Here is an 18,446-nt window from a genome sequence, read left to right on the forward strand (position 1 = left end):
AAATGCAAAAACGACATTGGATTATCCCATTTCTGGTCGTGGGCGGATTGATCTGTTTTGTTAGGATCTCCAACCTGTTGGCGCTGGAGGTCCCGGCGCTCAGAGGCCGGGTAAACGATACCGCCGGCATGCTCTCAGCAGCCACACGGCAACAGTTGGAAGATGTTCTGGCGCGCCTGGAAGAAACCGATTCCACCCAGATCGTCGTATTGACCATCCCTTCGCTGGGCGGAGAAGTCCTGGAAGAATATTCCATCAAAGTGTTGGATCAATGGAAAATTGGTCAAAAAGGCCTCGACAACGGCGCAATGCTGTTGATTGCCAGAAATGATCGCAAAATTCGCATCGAGGTCGGGTACGGCCTGGAGGGCTCCATGACCGATTTGATGGCCGGCCGCATCATTCGCAACGTGATTGTGCCGCAGTTTAAAGCCGGTAATTTCGATCAGGGAGTCATCGACGGTGTCCAGGCCATGATCAAGGTGGTCAAGGGTGAATATCAAGCTGCGGATAAATTGCCGACCGGCAGGGGCCAACGGCAAAAAAAGGTGTCTGGAGGTTTTGCCGGTTTGATCGCCTTTTTATTTTTCATCAGCTTGCTGGGTCGGTTGCGGCGTCCTTTAGGCATTGCCGCCGGCGGCATCCTGGCGCCAATAGCGGCATCACAGTTCTTTAACATCAGTTCCGTCTGGCTTCTGCTGTCGATTCCCATCGGTTTGCTGGTCGGCCTGATTTTAAGCTTCCTGGGTTCACCGCTGATATTCGGCCACGGGCATCACCATCATCGCCACAGCGGCGGGTGGTGGTCCGGAGGGGGCGGTGGCGGATTTTCAACGGGCGGCTTTGGTGGCGGTGGGGGCGGTTTTGGCGGCGGCGGCGCCTCCGGTGGCTGGTAGCGGTCATACGCAGGAAATATGATCTGATAGTATGTTCAAGTTGCAAACCATAAATTTAGAGCCGATTGATATGGTTAATTATTTCGGGTTTAGAATACAGGGGAATCGCGAATGAAAGACCTGGCCCAACATTTCTTAACAGACAATGAGCGCAACCGGGTGGAGGATGCGGTCAAAGCGGCGGAAAAATTAACTGCCGGCGAAATTGTGGTGATGATCATATCGTCCAGCTATCAATATCCGCTGGCCAATGTGATCGGCGCGGCCACCTTTGCGCTGCCGCTGGCTTTGATATGGTCATCCCTGGCGGGGTCGTGGTTGTGGATCGGCGCTCAGAATATGTGGCTGTTTTTGGGATTTCTAACCGTTTTTTTCATCCTTTTTCATGAAGTCATCAAGCGCACGCCATGGCTCAAGCGCTTTTTTATATCTCAGCGGGAAATCGATGATGAGGTTGAAGAAGCGGCCGTAACCCAATTTTTCGATCAGGATTTGTATCGCACCCGGGACGAAACCGGTGTACTGGTGTTGATATCGGTATTCGAACATAGGGTCTGGGTATTGGCCGACCGCGGCATCAATGCCAAAGTTGATGAGGGCCAGTGGGACGATATTGTCACCATCATTACCGATGGCATCAAGCAAAGCCGCCCGGCGGAAGCCATTTGCACGGCGGTCGAAAAAATCGGGGATCTTTTGAAAACGCATTTTCCCATCAAACCCGATGATACCGACGAATTAAAGAACCTGATCATTGAAAAATAGCGCATTACGGCCCTTACCGGTAAAGCATCCTCATAAAACCAAGCGCAGGCGCACCCAACTGAATAATTTTAGTTAAAGTTTTACCTGTATAACGCCGATAAGACATTTGAACCGCTTAGGTTTATCGTAAATGTCATTGTGGTTTGCTCTTTGTAAAAATCGGTTGTTAAGATCATAAATTTCTCAAGATAATGCCAAACCTTGAGTAATCAGGGGACGGAAAGCCACGGGTCCGCCGGAGGTGGATGGCCGGGTTGCCTGAGGAGGCAAAGAAGCTGGGTTGTCGATAAGACGGCCCAGCTTTTTTCATTGGTCATTTCAGAGGTCAGACATCAGATGACAGATAGCAAATTTAGAAAATGATGCACGCAAAAATCCCTCAATACCCAGTATCGAATACTCGACATCTAATCAACTTTCACAGATAGTGATCACAACCGAACCGCCGACCGTCAACAGCATCTAGCAAGTGTAGATCTATCTTGCCGACTCAGTATGACAATGGTATAAATGAGAATTGGAGGGATTGCAGTGCACGATTTTGCTAATGATAACTCATCCCGCCTTAACCGACCCAACGGGCTCAACCGATTATAGGGAGTTTTCATGGAACGCACCAAGATATTCAAACTCATGCAAGCAGATGATCCCATGGAACAGGTGATGATCAAAGGCTGGGTCCGCACCCGGCGTGATTCCAAGGGTTTTTCCTTCATCGAAGTCAATGACGGCTCCAGTTTAAAGAACATTCAGGTCGTGGCCGATGAAAAATTGCCCAATTATGCGGACATCAAAAAACTGACCACCGGCTCAGCCATTGCCGTCGGCGGCGGCCTGGTCGCCTCCCAGGGTGGCGGCCAGCGCTGGGAAATCCAGGCCGATGATTTACAGATCATTCATCTGGCGCCGGAAGATTACCAGCTGCAAAAAAAACGGCATACCGACGAATTTTTACGAACCATCGCTCACTTGAGGCCTCGTACCAATAAATATGGCGCAGCCTTTCGCATCCGCTCTGAAATGGCCTACGGTATTCACAGCTTTTTTCGGGACCGTGGCTTTCGTTATCTGCATTCGCCGATTCTGACCGGCTCGGACTGCGAGGGGGCCGGGGAGCTGTTTCAGGTGACCACCCTGGATCTGAACAATCCGCCTCAAAAAAAAGGTAAGACCGATTATGAGCAGGATTTTTTCGGTATGGAAGCCAATCTGACGGTTTCAGGCCAATTATCAGCCGAGATGTTTGCCCTGGCCTTGGGAGATGTCTACACTTTCGGACCCACCTTCAGAGCAGAAAATTCGAACACCCGCCGCCATGCCGCCGAGTTCTGGATGGTGGAGCCGGAGATGGCCTTCTGTGACCTGGACGGTAACATGGACCTGGGAGAGGAGCTCATTCGCGAGCTGACCACCTACGCCATGGACGCGTGCGCTGAAGATCTTGAGCTTTTTGGCCGCTGGGTAGACAAAACCCTGATGGCCACTTTGGAAAACATCGCCCAATCCGATTATATCCGTCTGCCCTATCGCGAGGCGGTGGATATCCTAAGTCAATCCGCCAAAAAATTTGAATACCCGGTGGGCTTCGGCCATGATCTGCAGACCGAACATGAGCGTTTTCTGACTGAAAAACACTTTAAAAAGCCCGTCATCGTCTATGACTACCCCAAATCCATCAAACCCTTTTATATGCGGGTCAATGACGATGGGGAGACTGTGGGCGCTATGGATGTACTGGTGCCACGCATCGGCGAAATCATCGGCGGCAGCCAGCGTGAAGAGCGTCTGGAAGTGCTGGAAGCGCGTATGGATGAAATGCAAATGGACAAAGCCCCCCTGTGGTGGTATCTGGATGCCCGCCGATATGGCAGCGTGCCTCACAGCGGCTTTGGCCTGGGTTTTGAACGCTTTCTAATGATGATCACCGGCATCCGTAACATCCGTGACGTGATCCCTTTTCCGAGAACACCGCAAAACATCGATTTTTAACCGCCAGCAGATAAACTGGAACGAAAAAGGCGCCCGGATTCAAACGGACGCCTTTGTTTTTGATTTAGCCTGAAAGCGTTTTCAAGGCATTTGAATGGATGCGATGATCTGCTCGGCAGTATTTTTATATTTGGGGTAATAATATTCGCGTGCGCCCGAATAGCAGATTAAATACAACCGCTGGTCTTTAACCGTCCCGACGGCAAACCCCTCATATTCAAGGCCTTGCTTGGATAGAAAAGTAAGCTGGAAACGAAATCCGTTTTGGCTGCCAAAGGTAAAGGGTCTCAAATTAAACGACTGCACATTGGTGCCGATCATATTGGGCCCCACCAGTGATTGGGGATAGGGCGCCATCATGCTGTCAACCACAAACTCCTGCACCTCATTGGCCGTCATATCGTCTTGAAATTTGGGTAATTTTGCTTTGCGTATCGCTTTTCCGTAGTAAGGGTACAGGTTTTCCCCATCAGCGATGCCATTGAAAAAATGAACGGCTGCCAGGGCAGGGCCGTCGACCGTCCAGATTTCAACCTTACCCTGGGTAGCCCGATTCCAGGTAATTTGCGGCTCAACATGATAACTGCCACCGGCCATGTCTCTTTTGGCCGGCTCCACCCGGGTGTAATGCGCACAGGCGCTTAAAAGTAAGACCATTGCCAACAGGATAAGGCGTTTGTTGTTACTCATTTGATTCAAGCTCCTTTAAATAGGATTTGACCATTTCAGCATCGGGCGCAGCCGGATCTACCACCAGATAATTGTTAAATGATTCTTTAGCATCCTCGATTTTTTGGGTCTTCCAGAACAGCAATCCGAGAGACCGCAGGACGACGGGCGGGTAATGGTCATAATTTAAGGCCTTTTGATAGCTGGCAATGGCCTTTTCGAGGTCGCCTTCCTGGGCCCGCATGCGATAGAGTTCACCCTGATAAAAATACAACTCTCCGGCATTGTCGGCGGCGATGAGCAAATGCTTGAGCACCACCTCACTGGCGGCATAATCCCGTTTGCGCAATTCATTTTTTAACCATTGGCCCCGAAAGGGGCGGATGGCAGCTAAATACTCACTTTGAAAAGATTGCCCGTAGATGCCATGGGATTCCAGCACGTCGGCCATTTTTTGCAGGGTCTCCACCCTTTCGGAGGAAGTGGGGTGGGTGGAAAAAAGAATGAATTGCTCGGGGTGTTCGGCGGCATCATGTTCTTCGATTAATGCCTGCCATATTTTGGGCGCTTCATGGACGTCATAGCCGGCATCCGCCATAAGATCAATACCGATGTCGTCGGATTCGCGCTCCTGATCCCGACTGTAAGCCAGAAGGCCAAAAAGGGCTGCGAAAGAGGCTATGTCGCCGGCATACCCTGCACCGGCGGCTGAAGCCGCAATCCGCACAAAAGCCAGAGCGGTGGTGGTATTGCGCACAGCTCGCCAGCGCTCCAGTGAATGGCGCTCCTGGTAGTGGCCGATTTCATGACCCACCACATAGGCCAGCTGGGCTTCGTTCTGGGCTCTCAGCATCAGACCGGTCCAGATTTCCATGTAGCCGTTGGGGGCCATCATGGCGTTAAAATGGGGTGTTTTGACAATATAAAAGCGCAGGTCGTCACAAAAATCGGGCTCGAGTTTGCAAATAATGCGGTGCACATAAGCGTTGAGCGCAGGGTCGGTTTCGATGCGGCCGGATGTCTTTAAATTTTCTTCCATGCGATCCATCATCATCCATAGACCGCCCTCATCGGTTTCCGGAGCCGGTGTTTCACCGGGTTTGATCTTCGGCACCGAAGTGGTGGCACAGGACAGACAGATCAAGCAAACCGCCAGAATCCAGAGGTTTAAAAACTTATTGGTCATAACGGTATCTCGGATAAAAGCTGCATTACCGCTTCGTGGGCCGGCTCTTCTGTTCGCAAATCACCCGTAGTTCTGAATAATCGGCCAAACCACAGGACATTTCCGGTTTCAAGATCAACAAGGGAGGCAAAACCGCTCTGAGCGCCGCCGGTCACCCCAATACCGGCCAATGCCCCCAGTACCATCACCGCTTTTCGGCCGGCACTGGCATAGCTGTCCCTTACAAATATGAACAGCGCGCAGTCGGCGTCGTATCTTTCGTTAATGCGCTGGACGCCGCTGCCCAGACTCCAATCGAAATTGTCCTTTTTGGTCGGAAGGTTGAAGCCCGCAAAATAGGTATGCACCAAAATGGTTCCCCCGACCACCTCATGCAGTTTCAGCAGCTGTTGATTAAGGCGTTTTTTTTCCGGATCATCCTGTGGGGGTTCGTAGAGCAGCACGGTATCTTTTTTGTCCGCCAATACCTTTTTCAGTGCTGTGTGCATGTGGATTTCGGCCGCCGCCGTCCAATCTGCTTTGGGCTCCTGAAGACCGCCAGCGGTGAGTTCAAACAGCTGCACATCGAGGGGCATCAAAAGAACCCGCGCATTGGGCGGCAACTCTGGTGACTCCGGGTTTGCTTTATAGCTGACGGTGGCACAACCAACGCAGACCAAACAAACGCATAAGATGGCTGATTTGAAAGCGGTGTGGATCAGACGGGCAAAAATAGAAAAAACTCTAGACCACGTACTTGTAGTATTCATTACCTTGATTCCCTTCGGTTAAATTTCCAGGAAAAAATGAATCCACTATAACAAGCACAATTAACGGCGTTTTTCGGTTTGTGGAAAGAGAAGGTGAGTAATTTTACTTTATCAAAGAATCATACGGCGGTCAAATGAATATCAGAGGCCTGCCTACAAACAAGCGCCTGCCGCGAATTTACATCAACACCCTGTTCACGTAAAGATACTGCAACTGTATGGTTAAGTATAATCTTCAGAATCTGGTTTGCAGTCAAGAAAATGTGATAAAAAATTAAACAGCCGAATTTATGAGTATTATTGATTGTCCTCATTTGTGGTATGCCTTTTGCTTTGACTAGCTCCCCAATACGTTGTCTGCAAGGCCTAAATAAGGGAAGCCCCCACCTCAAGCCGCATGATCTGCATATTCTTTTTGTCCAGCAGAACACAGATCTACTAGGAAACTTTATCGGATCTCCCGAACCGGTGAAGGTCATTCAACCTAACGGCAGCAATAAAAAGCGATCAACACCTGCCATCGCGTGGTATCCCGTTCGCGCTTCACGCGAAGATCTTAAAAAGGAGATTCGGGTGCAACGGCAGGTTGGGTGTTACCAAAAAGGAGGTGGCTATGATCAACACGCGTTTACCAATAATTCTCATCCTAATGATATTGATGGCTGCATGCAGCGGTGGTGGCGGCAGCGGATCGGGCGATTCCGACGGCCTCGGCAGTGATTCGCAAGAAGAAATCGGCCTGCAAAGTTTTGCAGATCAGGATTACAATGCGCTGAGCGAAGAAGACAAATTGGGGGTCTCCAACAAAGCCTTGGGCGCTCTATTTAAAGGCGTGGCCCCGGACGAATTTTTCGATATGGGCAACGGTGTGTCGGCCCTGGCGCTTGAAACGGAAGAAAATTATGTGTCCAAAATTGAAAAGGACCTTTCCAAACCAATCAATGAAAGCCAGATTCGCAATCTGATCAACGAAAAATATGAATTCGACGACAAGCAGGAACCGATTCAATATCAACTGGCCTTGCTTTATGAAACCCCTTTGAGCAAAAATTATTTTGAGTTGTGGATGGCCTATCAATTAACCAACACCATCCTGTTTTCTCCGGCGGTTGAGCTGGATACCGTTGCCTATGAGGATGCGCGGCGCGTCTTTGAGCGTGTGCTGGCTGGAATTCGACAGGACAACTCGATTCGCAAGATTGTATATGACCATATGATATCCCAGGAAAACTGGCGCCGTTTTCGCTCGCCGGAAGACAATACCCGGGAAATGATGGAAATATTTTTAAAGCGCTTTAACGATGCCGAGGTGCCGCTGGCTGCCATGGCTTGCAAGAACTGGTCACTGGAAGAAGAAGACGATGAATATCTGCTGGTCATTGGCCCTGAAGTAAATACGGAACCGGTTCAAATCCTGGATACCACCGTTGTCGACTGCACTCAGTTTTACCAGGCCGTAGCCGGTCATGCAGATTTGATCCCCACCGTGGCAGCAGCGCTGGTAGACGTTTTCTTTTACGGATATATGCCGGAAGACAAGGCCAGAATAGTCGAAGATATCATCGACGGTAATCCCGTCACATTTAATGATATTTTCAAAGACATCCTCTTTTCAAAAGAATTTCTAATGAATGTTGAACGACCGAAGTCCTTCGAAGAAATTTTCCTCGGTCTGGCTGAAAAGATGGACTGGTACGCCAATGAAAGCTTTTTTCGGTACATCAACCGGCAGACCAGTAATACCAGTTTTCCCAGTCTCAACAACATGAATCAGTCCGCCCTGACCTATAAACTGGGCCGCCGGGCCCGGGTACCTTTAGATACACTCAGCTTTGCCTTTTATCATCAAGCGGTTCGGGAAAGACTGCTGATCGACCGCAAAGGCAACCCTGACAATGACCGAGACGGCGGCTGGCAGGACTCGTTTATCGAGGTGGATCTGCTGCAGGACGACTTTTATCATTATTTATTTTTGGCCCTTTTATCGCGCAATGCACGCCAGCAAGAACTCGACGAGCTTAAGTCCATCATCGCAGATCAGGGCTTTAACCGTAACGATCGCCGAAGGCAGCAGGCCATGATTATCCTGGATTATATATCCCGACTATCAGAGCTCTATCACACCCGGCCGTTTGAAAAGGAGGTGTCCTAATGATTTCCAGAAGGCAATTTTTAAAAGTCGCCACCATCGGAGGCCTTTCCTTGGCAATACCGCCGCTGGTCTGTAGGCATGAAGCCCAGGCAGCCCTTCCCGATACGCTCAATTATAATGCACCGGCGATGGTCCCCCAAATTATTCATATATTTTTATACGGTGGGCCTTCGGAACTGGCCGGCAATTTGACCAACATCGAAGAAATTGCCACCAATTCGCAAAATCCTTATCCGTCCAGCCTGAATCCGAATATCGCTAACAACGATATTACTGCCAATAACCTCTGGGGCAGCGCCGGTGGCGATATTATGGAGCAGTTGCTAGCCAGCGGTGAAATGTCGCTGTATCGCACCATCAACCGAATTAAAGACGATAACAAAGGCCACGGCCGATGTATCGCCCAGAATCTGCTGGGCAACCTGGATTTGTCCAACCCCGGTATTGCCACCACCCTGGCGGCAGTTCTCGAGCGCTTTAATCCTTTCGGCAAGGCGGTTGATGAGCTCCGGCTGCCATTTGTCAGTTTTGAGGGCGATTCGCGGGTTTTCAGTTCCGGAGATCTGGATATACCCCAGACCTTAAAGCCCTTGTCCCTGGATGCCAATTTCAACAACCCCTATGCACGTTCTGACAATAATTTTTTAAACGCCGCCAATGATCAAAAACTGGAGGATCTGGCCCAAAGTGAGTCGAACCTGTTCCCGCAATTTGACAAAGTCAACAGCGCATTTATCAAACGGGCCGAGCTCTCAGATTTTATTGAAAGCAGCTTTAACAGTGCAAAAATCATTGAAGACCTGCCCGTGGATCCGTCCACCGGCCAAAAACTTCAATACCCCAACACCAATTTCGGCAACCGGCTGCTGGCAGCTGTCAGCCTGGCGATCAAGAACCCGGAAAGTGTTTTTATCAGCCTGGGCAGCGGGGGTCTGGGTGGCTGGGATGATCATTCCGAATCGCTAAGCCGCTATCCAAACCGCATTCAGCTACTGATGGGGGCCCTGCAAGTGGCTTCCCGGCATCTGGCACTAATGGAAGCCAACAACATCGTCATCAATGTATTCGGAGACTTTGGCCGAAATGTGAATGTGAACGACTCCCAGGGGTGGGACCACGGCAACAACCAGAACCTGTATACCTTCGGAGGCGCTGACATTCCCGGTCGCGCCCTGGGAAAACTGGTTGGCAAAACCCAACGTATTGGAACGGCTTTTCAAAATCGGCAATTTACTTCACCGACCGATGACAGCTACCAGTGCGAGCCTTTTGCAATTGCATCGACAATATTTAAATATTTCGGGGTGCAAAACCCTGAGGTGTTGACCGGTGAGCCAGCCATTGATGAATCTGACAACATACCCGATGAACGAGTTTAGCCGGAGCACGAATTAAGCGCCCAATGACCCGGCAAATGAAACCGCCTTTTGTCAATAATGAGCCGCTGAATCAAGATCTTAAATGAAACAAAAGCCAGGCGGGGGTTGATTTTTTCAACCCCCGCCTGATCTTGTAAGGGTTTGACTTTCTTTGATAAAAGAAGCTATAATAAAAAAGAACGACATCTGGCATAACAAACCCAGCAGCAAGAAAGGCTTTTTCATCATGGACACCACCGAGCGCGGAAAACTGATTCTAAAAGCAGTGCCGGCCGGAGAAGCTGAAGAAAAGGTTGTTCGGCTGCTGTTAAAATTTGCAAAAACGGCGTCCGCCATCGAATTGACCCAGAAGGTCAGGAATCCGCCTTATGAGCTGAGCAGTGATATTGAGGCGGAAAAAGCGGCCATCTTCATCGAGGCATTTCAAAATTGTGGAGCGACCGCCGTATTTATCCCCCACATTACCGAAAAACCGGTTCCGGAAAAACCGGCACTTGTCCAGAGTCGACCGGATTTTTCCTTTGACTCAGATCCCGCATCAGCTGGTGAAATCACACCGCCACCAATTAAGGTAAAGCCTCAAAAAAACGGCGTCCGCCGCTTAACCATGATTCTGGTAATCATCTTATTGTTGTTATCCCTTGGTTTTCTGACCTGGCAGCTCTGGCCGATTATCAGCGTTAAACTTCAAGAGATGATTCACTTCCTCAAAAACAACATTTAAAACCGGCCTTAAAAATGCATCTAACGCCCAATGGCTGTGTTGAAAACCGATTCAAAATGCTCGAATACTAGCGTGTATGCTCCACTTTTGAATCGGTTTTCGCCTTGCCCTTGAACGTTATCTACTATTTTTAAGACCGGTTTTTATATTAATAAATTCCAGAATAATTCGTATTTGTTAATGAAAATAAAATTATAAATTCGAAACGCTCAAATTTGGAACCTAAGCTGAGCGCTTGTTGAGGTTGCTGCAGCTACACGGCAGATGCCGTTCCGCTATAGTCTACTATGCGGAATGGCATCTAACACTGCAGATGCAGTAAGATCGACAAGCCCCTTGGGGTTTCAAAATAAAAATATTAAAATGATAGAATTCCTTAAAAAAAGATCCCTCCTATTTTTATTTTGAAACGATCAGCTTAGGTAATACTTAAAGTGAGCGCTTGTTGAGGTTGCTGCAGCTACAAGGCAGATGGTGTTCCGCTATAGTCTACTATGCGGAACGCCATCTAACACAGTAGATGCAGTAAGATCGACAAGCCCCATAGGGGTTTTAAATTTTAAAAATTAAAAAGACAGAATTCCTTATACTTTAATTAGATTTTTTAAAATTTAAAACGCTCACTTTAAGTAAAAGTTGTGTAAAAGATACTCTCCTAATATTGACTGCCGCAGCCGTCGCTTATAAAATTTTAGCATGAGCTTAAAAACCAACATCCAATGCATACCAAAACAGCCGGGAGCTTATTCCATGAAACGGATCCATATCTTTTTTTATATAGCGCTGCTTTTGCTGATCGCCGCACCGGTCGGGGCTGCAGACATCGCCCACCCTCAAATTCGCAAACAGGCCCAAAAAGCTTATGCCGATGGCAACTGGCGGGATGCCTTTGAGCTGTATCGCCAACTGAGTCTGGACACCGACGCTGACCCCAAAATGGTTGGGCCGGATTTTAACCAGGCCTGGCAGTGCCTACGCCAGCTCAAACAGTTAAACCAGCTGGACGAATACCGTGAAGCGGTCATTGAGCAACATGCGGCCAATTGGCGTTTGCTACTGGCTGCAGCCCGCAGCTACAGCCACAACACCCACTGGGGCTATATGATCGCCGGAGAATTTCGGCGGGGTCATCATCGGGGCGGTGGGAAATATATCAACGCCGTTGCCCGCGACCGGGTGCGCGCCATGCAGCTTCTGCAGCTGGCCATGGCGCCGGCTGAATCAGATCCGCAAAAAACGGAAGTGGCCCAGTTTTACATGGCATTTGCCCAGATCGTTCAGCAGCAGCGCGGAACCAACCAGTCCTGGCGCCTGCAGTATTTAACCGATCTGAACCGCCTGCCGGACTATGCGCCCGGTTACGGACCTGCCTATGGCCGGCGCACCGTATTCGCCCCGGTGGATGCTGAGGGTCAGCCGATTTATCATCACATTCCAAAAAATTTCACATCCGCGGTCTCTGATGGAGAGCGCTGGCGCTGGTTGCTGTCCAGAGCGGTGGCACTGGATCCGACGCTCAAAGCCAGTGTCGACAACACCTGGGCCACTTTTTTACACCAGCAATTTGGTGTTCAAACCCTGGCAAATGTCGGTATTCTCTACGGCCGCGGGCGCCCCTTTAATAAGGAAACGAAGCAGAAAGATGAAAGCGGCGCATATGCCGTGCACACTTTAAACGATCAAGAAACCATCGCCAGACTGGCGGTCGGCGTCCGCCGCTTTGATCTGCCCGCAGGTTTTAATTTCATTCAGTTGTATAAGCAGATCCTTGATGGTCACAACAGCAGCCAGGCCGCAAATGCCGCCCGGGCGCTGGCTCAAATCCATGAAAACCGGAGGCAATACGATCGCGCCGGACACTACTGGCAACGGTACAAAACATACAACCGCTCCGCTGCCCAAAAGCGAATTGATCAAATCACCCAAAACTGGGGTATGTTTGAATCCAGCAGTACACAGCCTGCCGGCACAACCCCCCGGGTTGATTATCGCTATCGCAACGGCCGCATGGTGACATTCAGCGCCCAGCGTATCCGGGTCAAGCGGCTACTTGAAGATGTAAAGGCCTATATCCGCTCTGAAAAACGGCGACTGGACTGGCAACGCATCAATCTCAACAACATTGGCTGGCGCATCGTCAATGCAAACCAGACCCGCTATGTCGGTCAGCATGTGGCAACCTGGAAACTGGCCCTGGAGCCTGACGTGCGTCACTGGGACCGGCACGTCAGCGTTGAATTTCCCGATGCCCTTAAAAAGGCCGGTGCCTATCTGGTAACCGCCCGGATGCAAAGCGGCAATATTGCCCGCATCATCATCTGGGTAAGCGATACGGTTATCGTTAAAAAGCCGCTCAAGCAGCAGATGCTGTATTATGTCGCCGACGCAGTCAGCGGCAAAGCCCTGGCCGGTGTTGACCTTGAATTTTTCGGCTACCGCACCCGTTCGATTAAAGGAACCAATCGCTACCGGGTCATTCACCGGGAGTTAAACAAGGTTACCGACGCCAACGGTCTGGTCATTGTCGAGCCGGACCAAATGGCTCAAAATATGAACTGGCTGGCAACTGCAACCACGCGGCAGGGCCGCCTGGCCTTTTTGGGTTTTTCAAATGTCTGGTATCCAAATTATTATGATAGTGGATACAACCAGACCAAAACCCTGATCATGACCGACCGCCCGGTGTATCGACCGGCCCAAACGGTAAAGTTCAAAGCCTGGGTGCGGCACGCCCGCTATGACAAGGAGGATACGTCCAGCTTTGCCGGCCAGCACTTTACGGTTCGTATTCATAATCCCAAAAGCGAACAAATCTATTCGCAACGCCTGACAGCCGACGCCTATGGGGGCATCGCGGGAGAATTTAACATACCGCCTGAAGCCCCATTGGGTGTTTATCGCATCTCCCACGGGCGCAGCAGCGCCTATGGCGGGCAGACCTTTCGGGTGGAAGAATACAAAAAACCTGAATTTGAGGTCCGTGTGGAAGCCCCCACAGAACCGATCATGCTGGGCGAAAAAATCACCGCGACCATCAAAGCCGCTTATTACTTCGGCTCTGCAGTCACCGAAGCCAGGGTCAAATACAAAGTCTTGCGAACCGTGCACGACAGCCGCTGGTATCCGCAATTTTACTGGGACTGGTTTTATGGACCCGGTTACTGGTGGTATGCCTATGACTACCCCTGGTACCCGGGCTGGCAGGAATGGGGCTGCCTCAGGCCGATCTGGAGCTGGTGGCCGCACTGGCCCCAACAGCCGCCGGAAATCGTTGCCGATGGTGAAGTTGACATCGGCCCCGACGGCACGGTCCGTATTCCCATCGATACTGCCCTGGCAAAACTGATCCACGGCGACAGCGACCAACGCTATACCATCAAAGCCGAGGTACGGGATCAGTCGCGGCGAACGATCGTCGGACAGGGCCAGGTGCTGGTGGCCCGCAAACCGTTTAAGGTATATGCCTGGTTGGATCGCGGCCACTACCAAGTCGGCGATACGATCCGGGCCAGTTTCAAAGCCCAGACCCTCAGCCAGAGCCCGGTTAGCGGAAAGGGACGGCTCAAGCTGCTGCGCATTACCTACCCAAACGATCAACCCCGGGAAGACGAAGTGGCTAGCTGGGATTTGAACACCGACGAGCAGGGCGAAGCCGGCATGCAGATTCAGGCTTCCCGTTCCGGTCAATACCGGTTGTCCTATAGCGTTCGCGATGCCAAAGGGCATGCCATCGAAGGGGGCTACATTTTTACGGTGCGCGGTGCGGGCGATGACGGTGCCGGCTACCGATTTGCCAAGATCGAACTCATCGCCGACAAAGCCGAATATGCGCCCGGAGACACGGTCCGGCTGCAGATCAATACGGATCAAAAAGGTGCTACGGTGGTATTGTTTGTGCGCCCGGTAAACGGCATCTATTTAGCGCCCAGAGTCATCACACCCGTTGGTAAGAGCGCCCGGGAAACGATACAGATTTCAAAAAAGGATATGCCCAATTTTTTTGTAGAGGCGTTTACGGTATATGGCGGCAAGGTGCACACCGAGATCCGTGAAATTGTGGTGCCTCCCGAAAAGAGGGTACTGAGCGTCAGCGTGGCACCTGCCCATCAAGATTATCGGCCCGGCCAAACCGCTAAACTCAAGGTTCAGCTAACCGATTATAATGGTGAGCCCTTTCAGGGCTCAGCGGTCATCAGTGTTTATGACCGCGCCGTCGAATATATTTCCGGCGGCTCCAATGTACCCGAGATTCGCTCATTTTTCTGGAAATGGCGGCGTCAGCATCAATCCTATCGAGAATCCAATCTCACTCGCTGGTTTGCCAACCTGCTTAAAAAAGATGAAACCCCCATGAGGCCCATCGGCGTCTTCGGAAATCTCATGCAGCCCGTTACGCCTGGAAAGGGAACACGGGACGAACATAAAAAAGCCCGCTCCCAGGCGACCCTTGAGGCAGGAGTTGCCAGAGCCCCGGCGCCGGCCGAGGCCGGTGAAGCCGCACCCGTTTTACATTCTAAAATGCATGCGGCCGACCGGTTCGCCGACAAGGAGGGTCAGGCTGCAGCACCCGAAGACCTGGCCCAACCCGAGGTGCGCACCCAATTTGCCGATACGGCTTTCTGGTCAGCCAACATCACCACCGATGCCCAGGGGATGGCAGCGGTTGCCTTTAAAATGCCTGAAAACCTGACCGGCTGGCAGGCCAAAGTATGGGCCATGGGGCACGGCACCCAGGTCGGCCAGGGGGAAGCCAGGTTGGTGACCCGCAAGGATTTGATTGTGCGCCTGCAGGCCCCCCGGTTTTTTGTGGAAACCGATGAGGTCGTGCTGTCGGCCAACGTTCACAATTATCTAAAACGGCGCAAATTTGCTAAGGTTTCACTGGAACTGGACAGCGGTTGCCTGGTCTTGATCAAAGGCCAGCAACAAACCCAATCGGTCTTTGTCGACGCCAACGGCGAAACACGCGTAGACTGGCGTGTTAAAGTCATCAAAGAAGGTGAGGCCGTGGTGAGCATGCAGGCGCTCACCGATGAAGAATCCGATGCCATGCAGATGCGCTTTCCAGTCTACGTCCACGGCATGGTCAAGCAGGTGCCCAAAAGTGGCGTCATCCGCAACGATCAGACCCAGGCCCGGATTCTGTTTAAGGTGCCCGCCGCCCGGCGGGTGGACCAATCCCGCCTGGAGCTGCGCTATTCACCTACTCTGGCCGGCGCTATGGTGGATGCCCTGCCGTATCTGGTCAGTTATCCTTACGGCTGCACCGAACAAACCTTAAACCGCTTTTTACCGACGGTGATCACCCAGCAAACCTTAAAACGCATGGGGGTTGATCTGGCCGATATTCAAAACAAACGCACCAATTTAAATGCCCAGGAAATCGGTGACGACACCCGGCGGGCCGCGCAGTGGCAACGCTATGACCACAACCCGGTGTTTGACGCGGATGAAGTGGCCGCCATGATCACTGCCGGGGTCAGGCGCCTGATCGCCATGCAGCTTTCCGACGGCGGCTGGGGTTGGTTTAGCGGTTACGGTGAGCGGTCCTATCCCCACACCACCGCCCTGGTCGTTCATGGGCTGCAGATCGCCCGACAAAACGGGGTGACCATCTCCGACACGGTTATCGATCGGGGCATTCAGTGGCTCAAAGACTATCAGGCCAAAGAAATCGAGCGCCTGCGGCTTTGGGACCGCACCCGCAAGAAAGGAAAATCCCAGGCCGACAACCTGGATGCTTTTGTCTACATGGTATTGACCGATGCAGCGGCCGAAAATCAAACGATGCGTGCGTACCTGTATCGTGATCGCAAACGGTTGGCGGTATATGCCAAAGCCATGTACGCTCTGGCGCTGGTCACCGTCGAGGATCATGAAAAGCTGGCCATGGTCATTAAAAATATCGAGCAGTTTCTGGTCATTGATGACGAGAATCAAACGGCTTACCTGGACCTTCCCAACCACCATTACTGGTGGTACTGGTACGGCTCCGAATACGAGGCCCACGCCTATTATCTGAAGCTGTTGGCGCGCACCGATCCGGCCGGTAAGAAAGCGCCCGGCCTGGTCAAATATCTGCTCAACAATCGCAAACATGCTACCTATTGGAACAGTACCCGGGATACGGCCGTGATCGTGGAAGCGTTTGCCGATTATCTGGCCGCCAGCGGTGAGGCTGCACCGGATCTAACCCTGGACCTCTTTTTTAACGACCAAAAAGTAAAAACCGTCCGGATCAATGCCCAGAACCTGTTTACCTTTGACAACAAATGGGTGCTGGAAGGCAAACAGATTCCGGGTGGCACCCAGTCTTTGACATTGAAAAAATCAGGCCGGGGTCCGATCTATTTTAATGCCTATCTGGATTATTTTTCCCTGGAAGACTTTATCACCAAAGAAGGTCTGGAGATCAAAGTTGAGCGCCGAGTGTTTCGCCTAACAGAAATCGACAAAAAAATTAAAGATGTCGGCTCGCGCGGGCAGGTAATTGACCGCCGGGTGGAAAAATACGAACGTCAGCCGCTTAAAAATAAGGCCGTCTTGCAAAGCGGCGAGCTGGTTGAAGTTGAGCTGCTCATTGACAGCAAAAACGATTATGAATACCTGGTCTTTGAGGACATGAAGGCCGCCGGCTTTGAACCCGTTGAGGTGCGCAGCGGCTATACCGGAAATGAAATGGGCGCCTATGTGGAATTTCGCGATCAGAAGGTGGCCTTTTTTGTGCGCCGACTGGCACGCGGCAGGCACAGCGTCAGCTATCGGCTGCGGGCGGAGATCCCTGGTAAATTCAGTGCGTTGCCCACTAGGGCATATGCCATGTATGCACCGGAGCTGAAGGCCAATTCAGATGAAATTAAGCTGGTCATCCGAGATCAATAGGATCCTTGGCGACCACCGATGTACCCAGTGGCTGGCAACCTATTGTATTTGCTTTTGATATGAACCATCAACGCCTTGGGGTGAAAACGAATCGGGCCATAAACGGATGATTATACCAAAGGGTGGGGGATTTCACAGGGTGAGTGACAACGGTCCACGAGAATAACTGGGTACAGGTGACCTGTCTCAATTGCCAAATGAGGCCATAAATACGCTGCTTAAAAGCGAGGCATATGCAGCTTGTCGATATGGTGTTTGTTTTCCCTGACAAAATGGTTCACGTAAGGCGGAATCACCGAACGGTCTAAATAATCCTTGAAATCGGCTTCTATTTTCGCCTTGGGCACGCTGGCCACCGGCCAGTCTTCGGCAGATTTGCAGAAAACATCGTATTCGCTGTGTCCTGTCACGCGCGAGATTTTATACAAATAATACTCCATTGAATTCTGATGTTTCTTGATCTGTCGGGCATTTAACTTATACAGGGCCACCAGTCCCATACCTGCCAGAAGTCCAAAACACACATTGCCAACGCCGTTTATAATATCTGCAAACATCACACTATCTCCCAAAACATTGTTCTCCGACATATATATCAGCACTATCTGGTGTAATTTTTAGACATTTATACAGATTCCATCTTTCGGCAGCCGGACTATGCTGCAAAGAACTGGATTCTGCCAAAATGCCAGAGGTATATGATAAGCACGAATTTAAAAATGCAAATCATATGCCATTTCAACCGCCCGCCGCATCAGAAGTGATTCAATCGGCCAAAAGGGTCTGGATAGCATTTATCTTGCTGAGAGTGAGAACGCGCTAAGTGGCTTAGCCATGCAAACCGCCAGCAGTGGGCGGATATCCAGCGCGCCCGATCTCCCGAATCGTTTCGTTTGACATCGCCAATGGCCTAGCTCGCTGCATTGCCATATAATGTGAAAATCCGTCAAATTCCGAACCCTAAGGCTGCTGCGCATCGTCAGGTTTTTGGCGAAATATAATGCTAAAAGACTCAAAACCTCCGTTTCATTGTATTTTTGAGTTAAGGTGTATTA

Annotated in this window: 11 protein-coding genes and 1 riboswitch; of the genes, 7 read left to right on the forward strand and 4 right to left on the reverse strand. The window is 50.9% G+C overall.

Features of this window, described 5'->3' with window-relative positions; translation table 11 throughout:
* The first annotated feature begins 2 nt into the window (after positions 1–2).
* From QNJ26_01715 to asnS, 3 genes are all read left to right on the forward strand, one after another.
* Positions 3–896 carry a TPM domain-containing protein gene (locus tag QNJ26_01715; GenBank protein MDJ0984231.1) on the forward strand — a complete coding sequence of 298 codons (894 nt, stop codon included), beginning with the start codon at positions 3–5 and terminating at the stop codon, positions 894–896.
* Between the two features lie 111 nt (positions 897–1,007).
* A complete protein-coding gene (locus QNJ26_01720) occupies positions 1,008–1,661 on the forward strand; it encodes a TPM domain-containing protein (protein ID MDJ0984232.1) in 654 nt (217 codons plus the stop codon).
* 183 nt (positions 1,662–1,844) lie between these two features.
* Positions 1,845–1,923, forward strand: a riboswitch (cyclic di-GMP riboswitch).
* Positions 1,924–2,267: 344 nt separating this feature from the next.
* Positions 2,268–3,650 (forward strand): asparagine--tRNA ligase, encoded by a 1,383-nt coding sequence (gene asnS, locus QNJ26_01725; GenBank protein ID MDJ0984233.1) that lies wholly within the window; start codon positions 2,268–2,270, stop codon positions 3,648–3,650.
* Between the two features lie 81 nt (positions 3,651–3,731).
* Here asnS and QNJ26_01730 read toward each other — a convergent pair whose 3' ends face one another.
* The 3 genes from QNJ26_01730 to QNJ26_01740 are packed head-to-tail and all read right to left on the reverse strand — an operon-like array spanning position 3,732 to position 6,254.
* The gene (locus QNJ26_01730; GenBank protein MDJ0984234.1) at positions 3,732–4,340 is read right to left on the reverse strand and encodes a hypothetical protein; all 609 of its coding nucleotides are present in this window, start codon (positions 4,338–4,340) and stop codon (positions 3,732–3,734) included.
* Positions 4,333–5,505, reverse strand: coding sequence for a M48 family metalloprotease (locus tag QNJ26_01735; GenBank protein ID MDJ0984235.1), 1,173 nt, complete (start codon positions 5,503–5,505; stop codon positions 4,333–4,335). Before QNJ26_01735 ends, QNJ26_01730 begins: the two co-directional genes overlap by 8 nt.
* The gene (locus QNJ26_01740) at positions 5,502–6,254 is read right to left on the reverse strand and encodes a hypothetical protein (GenBank protein ID MDJ0984236.1); all 753 of its coding nucleotides are present in this window, start codon (positions 6,252–6,254) and stop codon (positions 5,502–5,504) included. The genes QNJ26_01735 and QNJ26_01740 overlap by 4 nt, the downstream gene beginning before the upstream one ends.
* Positions 6,255–6,867: 613 nt before the next feature.
* Here QNJ26_01740 and QNJ26_01745 point away from each other — a divergent pair.
* From QNJ26_01745 to QNJ26_01760, 4 genes are all read left to right on the forward strand, one after another.
* The gene (locus QNJ26_01745) at positions 6,868–8,406 is read left to right on the forward strand and encodes a hypothetical protein (GenBank protein ID MDJ0984237.1); all 1,539 of its coding nucleotides are present in this window, start codon (positions 6,868–6,870) and stop codon (positions 8,404–8,406) included.
* Positions 8,406–9,785 carry a DUF1501 domain-containing protein gene (locus tag QNJ26_01750; protein MDJ0984238.1) on the forward strand — a complete coding sequence of 460 codons (1,380 nt, stop codon included), beginning with the start codon at positions 8,406–8,408 and terminating at the stop codon, positions 9,783–9,785. The genes QNJ26_01745 and QNJ26_01750 overlap by 1 nt, the downstream gene beginning before the upstream one ends.
* 226 nt (positions 9,786–10,011) lie before the next feature.
* Entirely contained in the window at positions 10,012–10,509 is a 498-nt protein-coding gene (locus QNJ26_01755) for a hypothetical protein (protein ID MDJ0984239.1), read from the forward strand.
* 750 nt (positions 10,510–11,259) lie between these two features.
* Positions 11,260–17,391: an MG2 domain-containing protein gene (locus QNJ26_01760; protein MDJ0984240.1), complete on the forward strand. Its 6,132-nt coding sequence runs from the start codon at positions 11,260–11,262 to the stop codon at positions 17,389–17,391.
* Between the two features lie 218 nt (positions 17,392–17,609).
* Here the strand turns inward: QNJ26_01760 and QNJ26_01765 are convergent, their stop codons facing one another.
* The gene (locus QNJ26_01765) at positions 17,610–17,948 is read right to left on the reverse strand and encodes a hypothetical protein (GenBank protein MDJ0984241.1); all 339 of its coding nucleotides are present in this window, start codon (positions 17,946–17,948) and stop codon (positions 17,610–17,612) included.
* Positions 17,949–18,446 lie beyond the last annotated feature (498 nt).

Source organism: Desulfobacterales bacterium (assembly GCA_030066985.1).
Classification (GTDB): Bacteria; Desulfobacterota; Desulfobacteria; order Desulfobacterales; family JAHEIW01; genus JAHEIW01.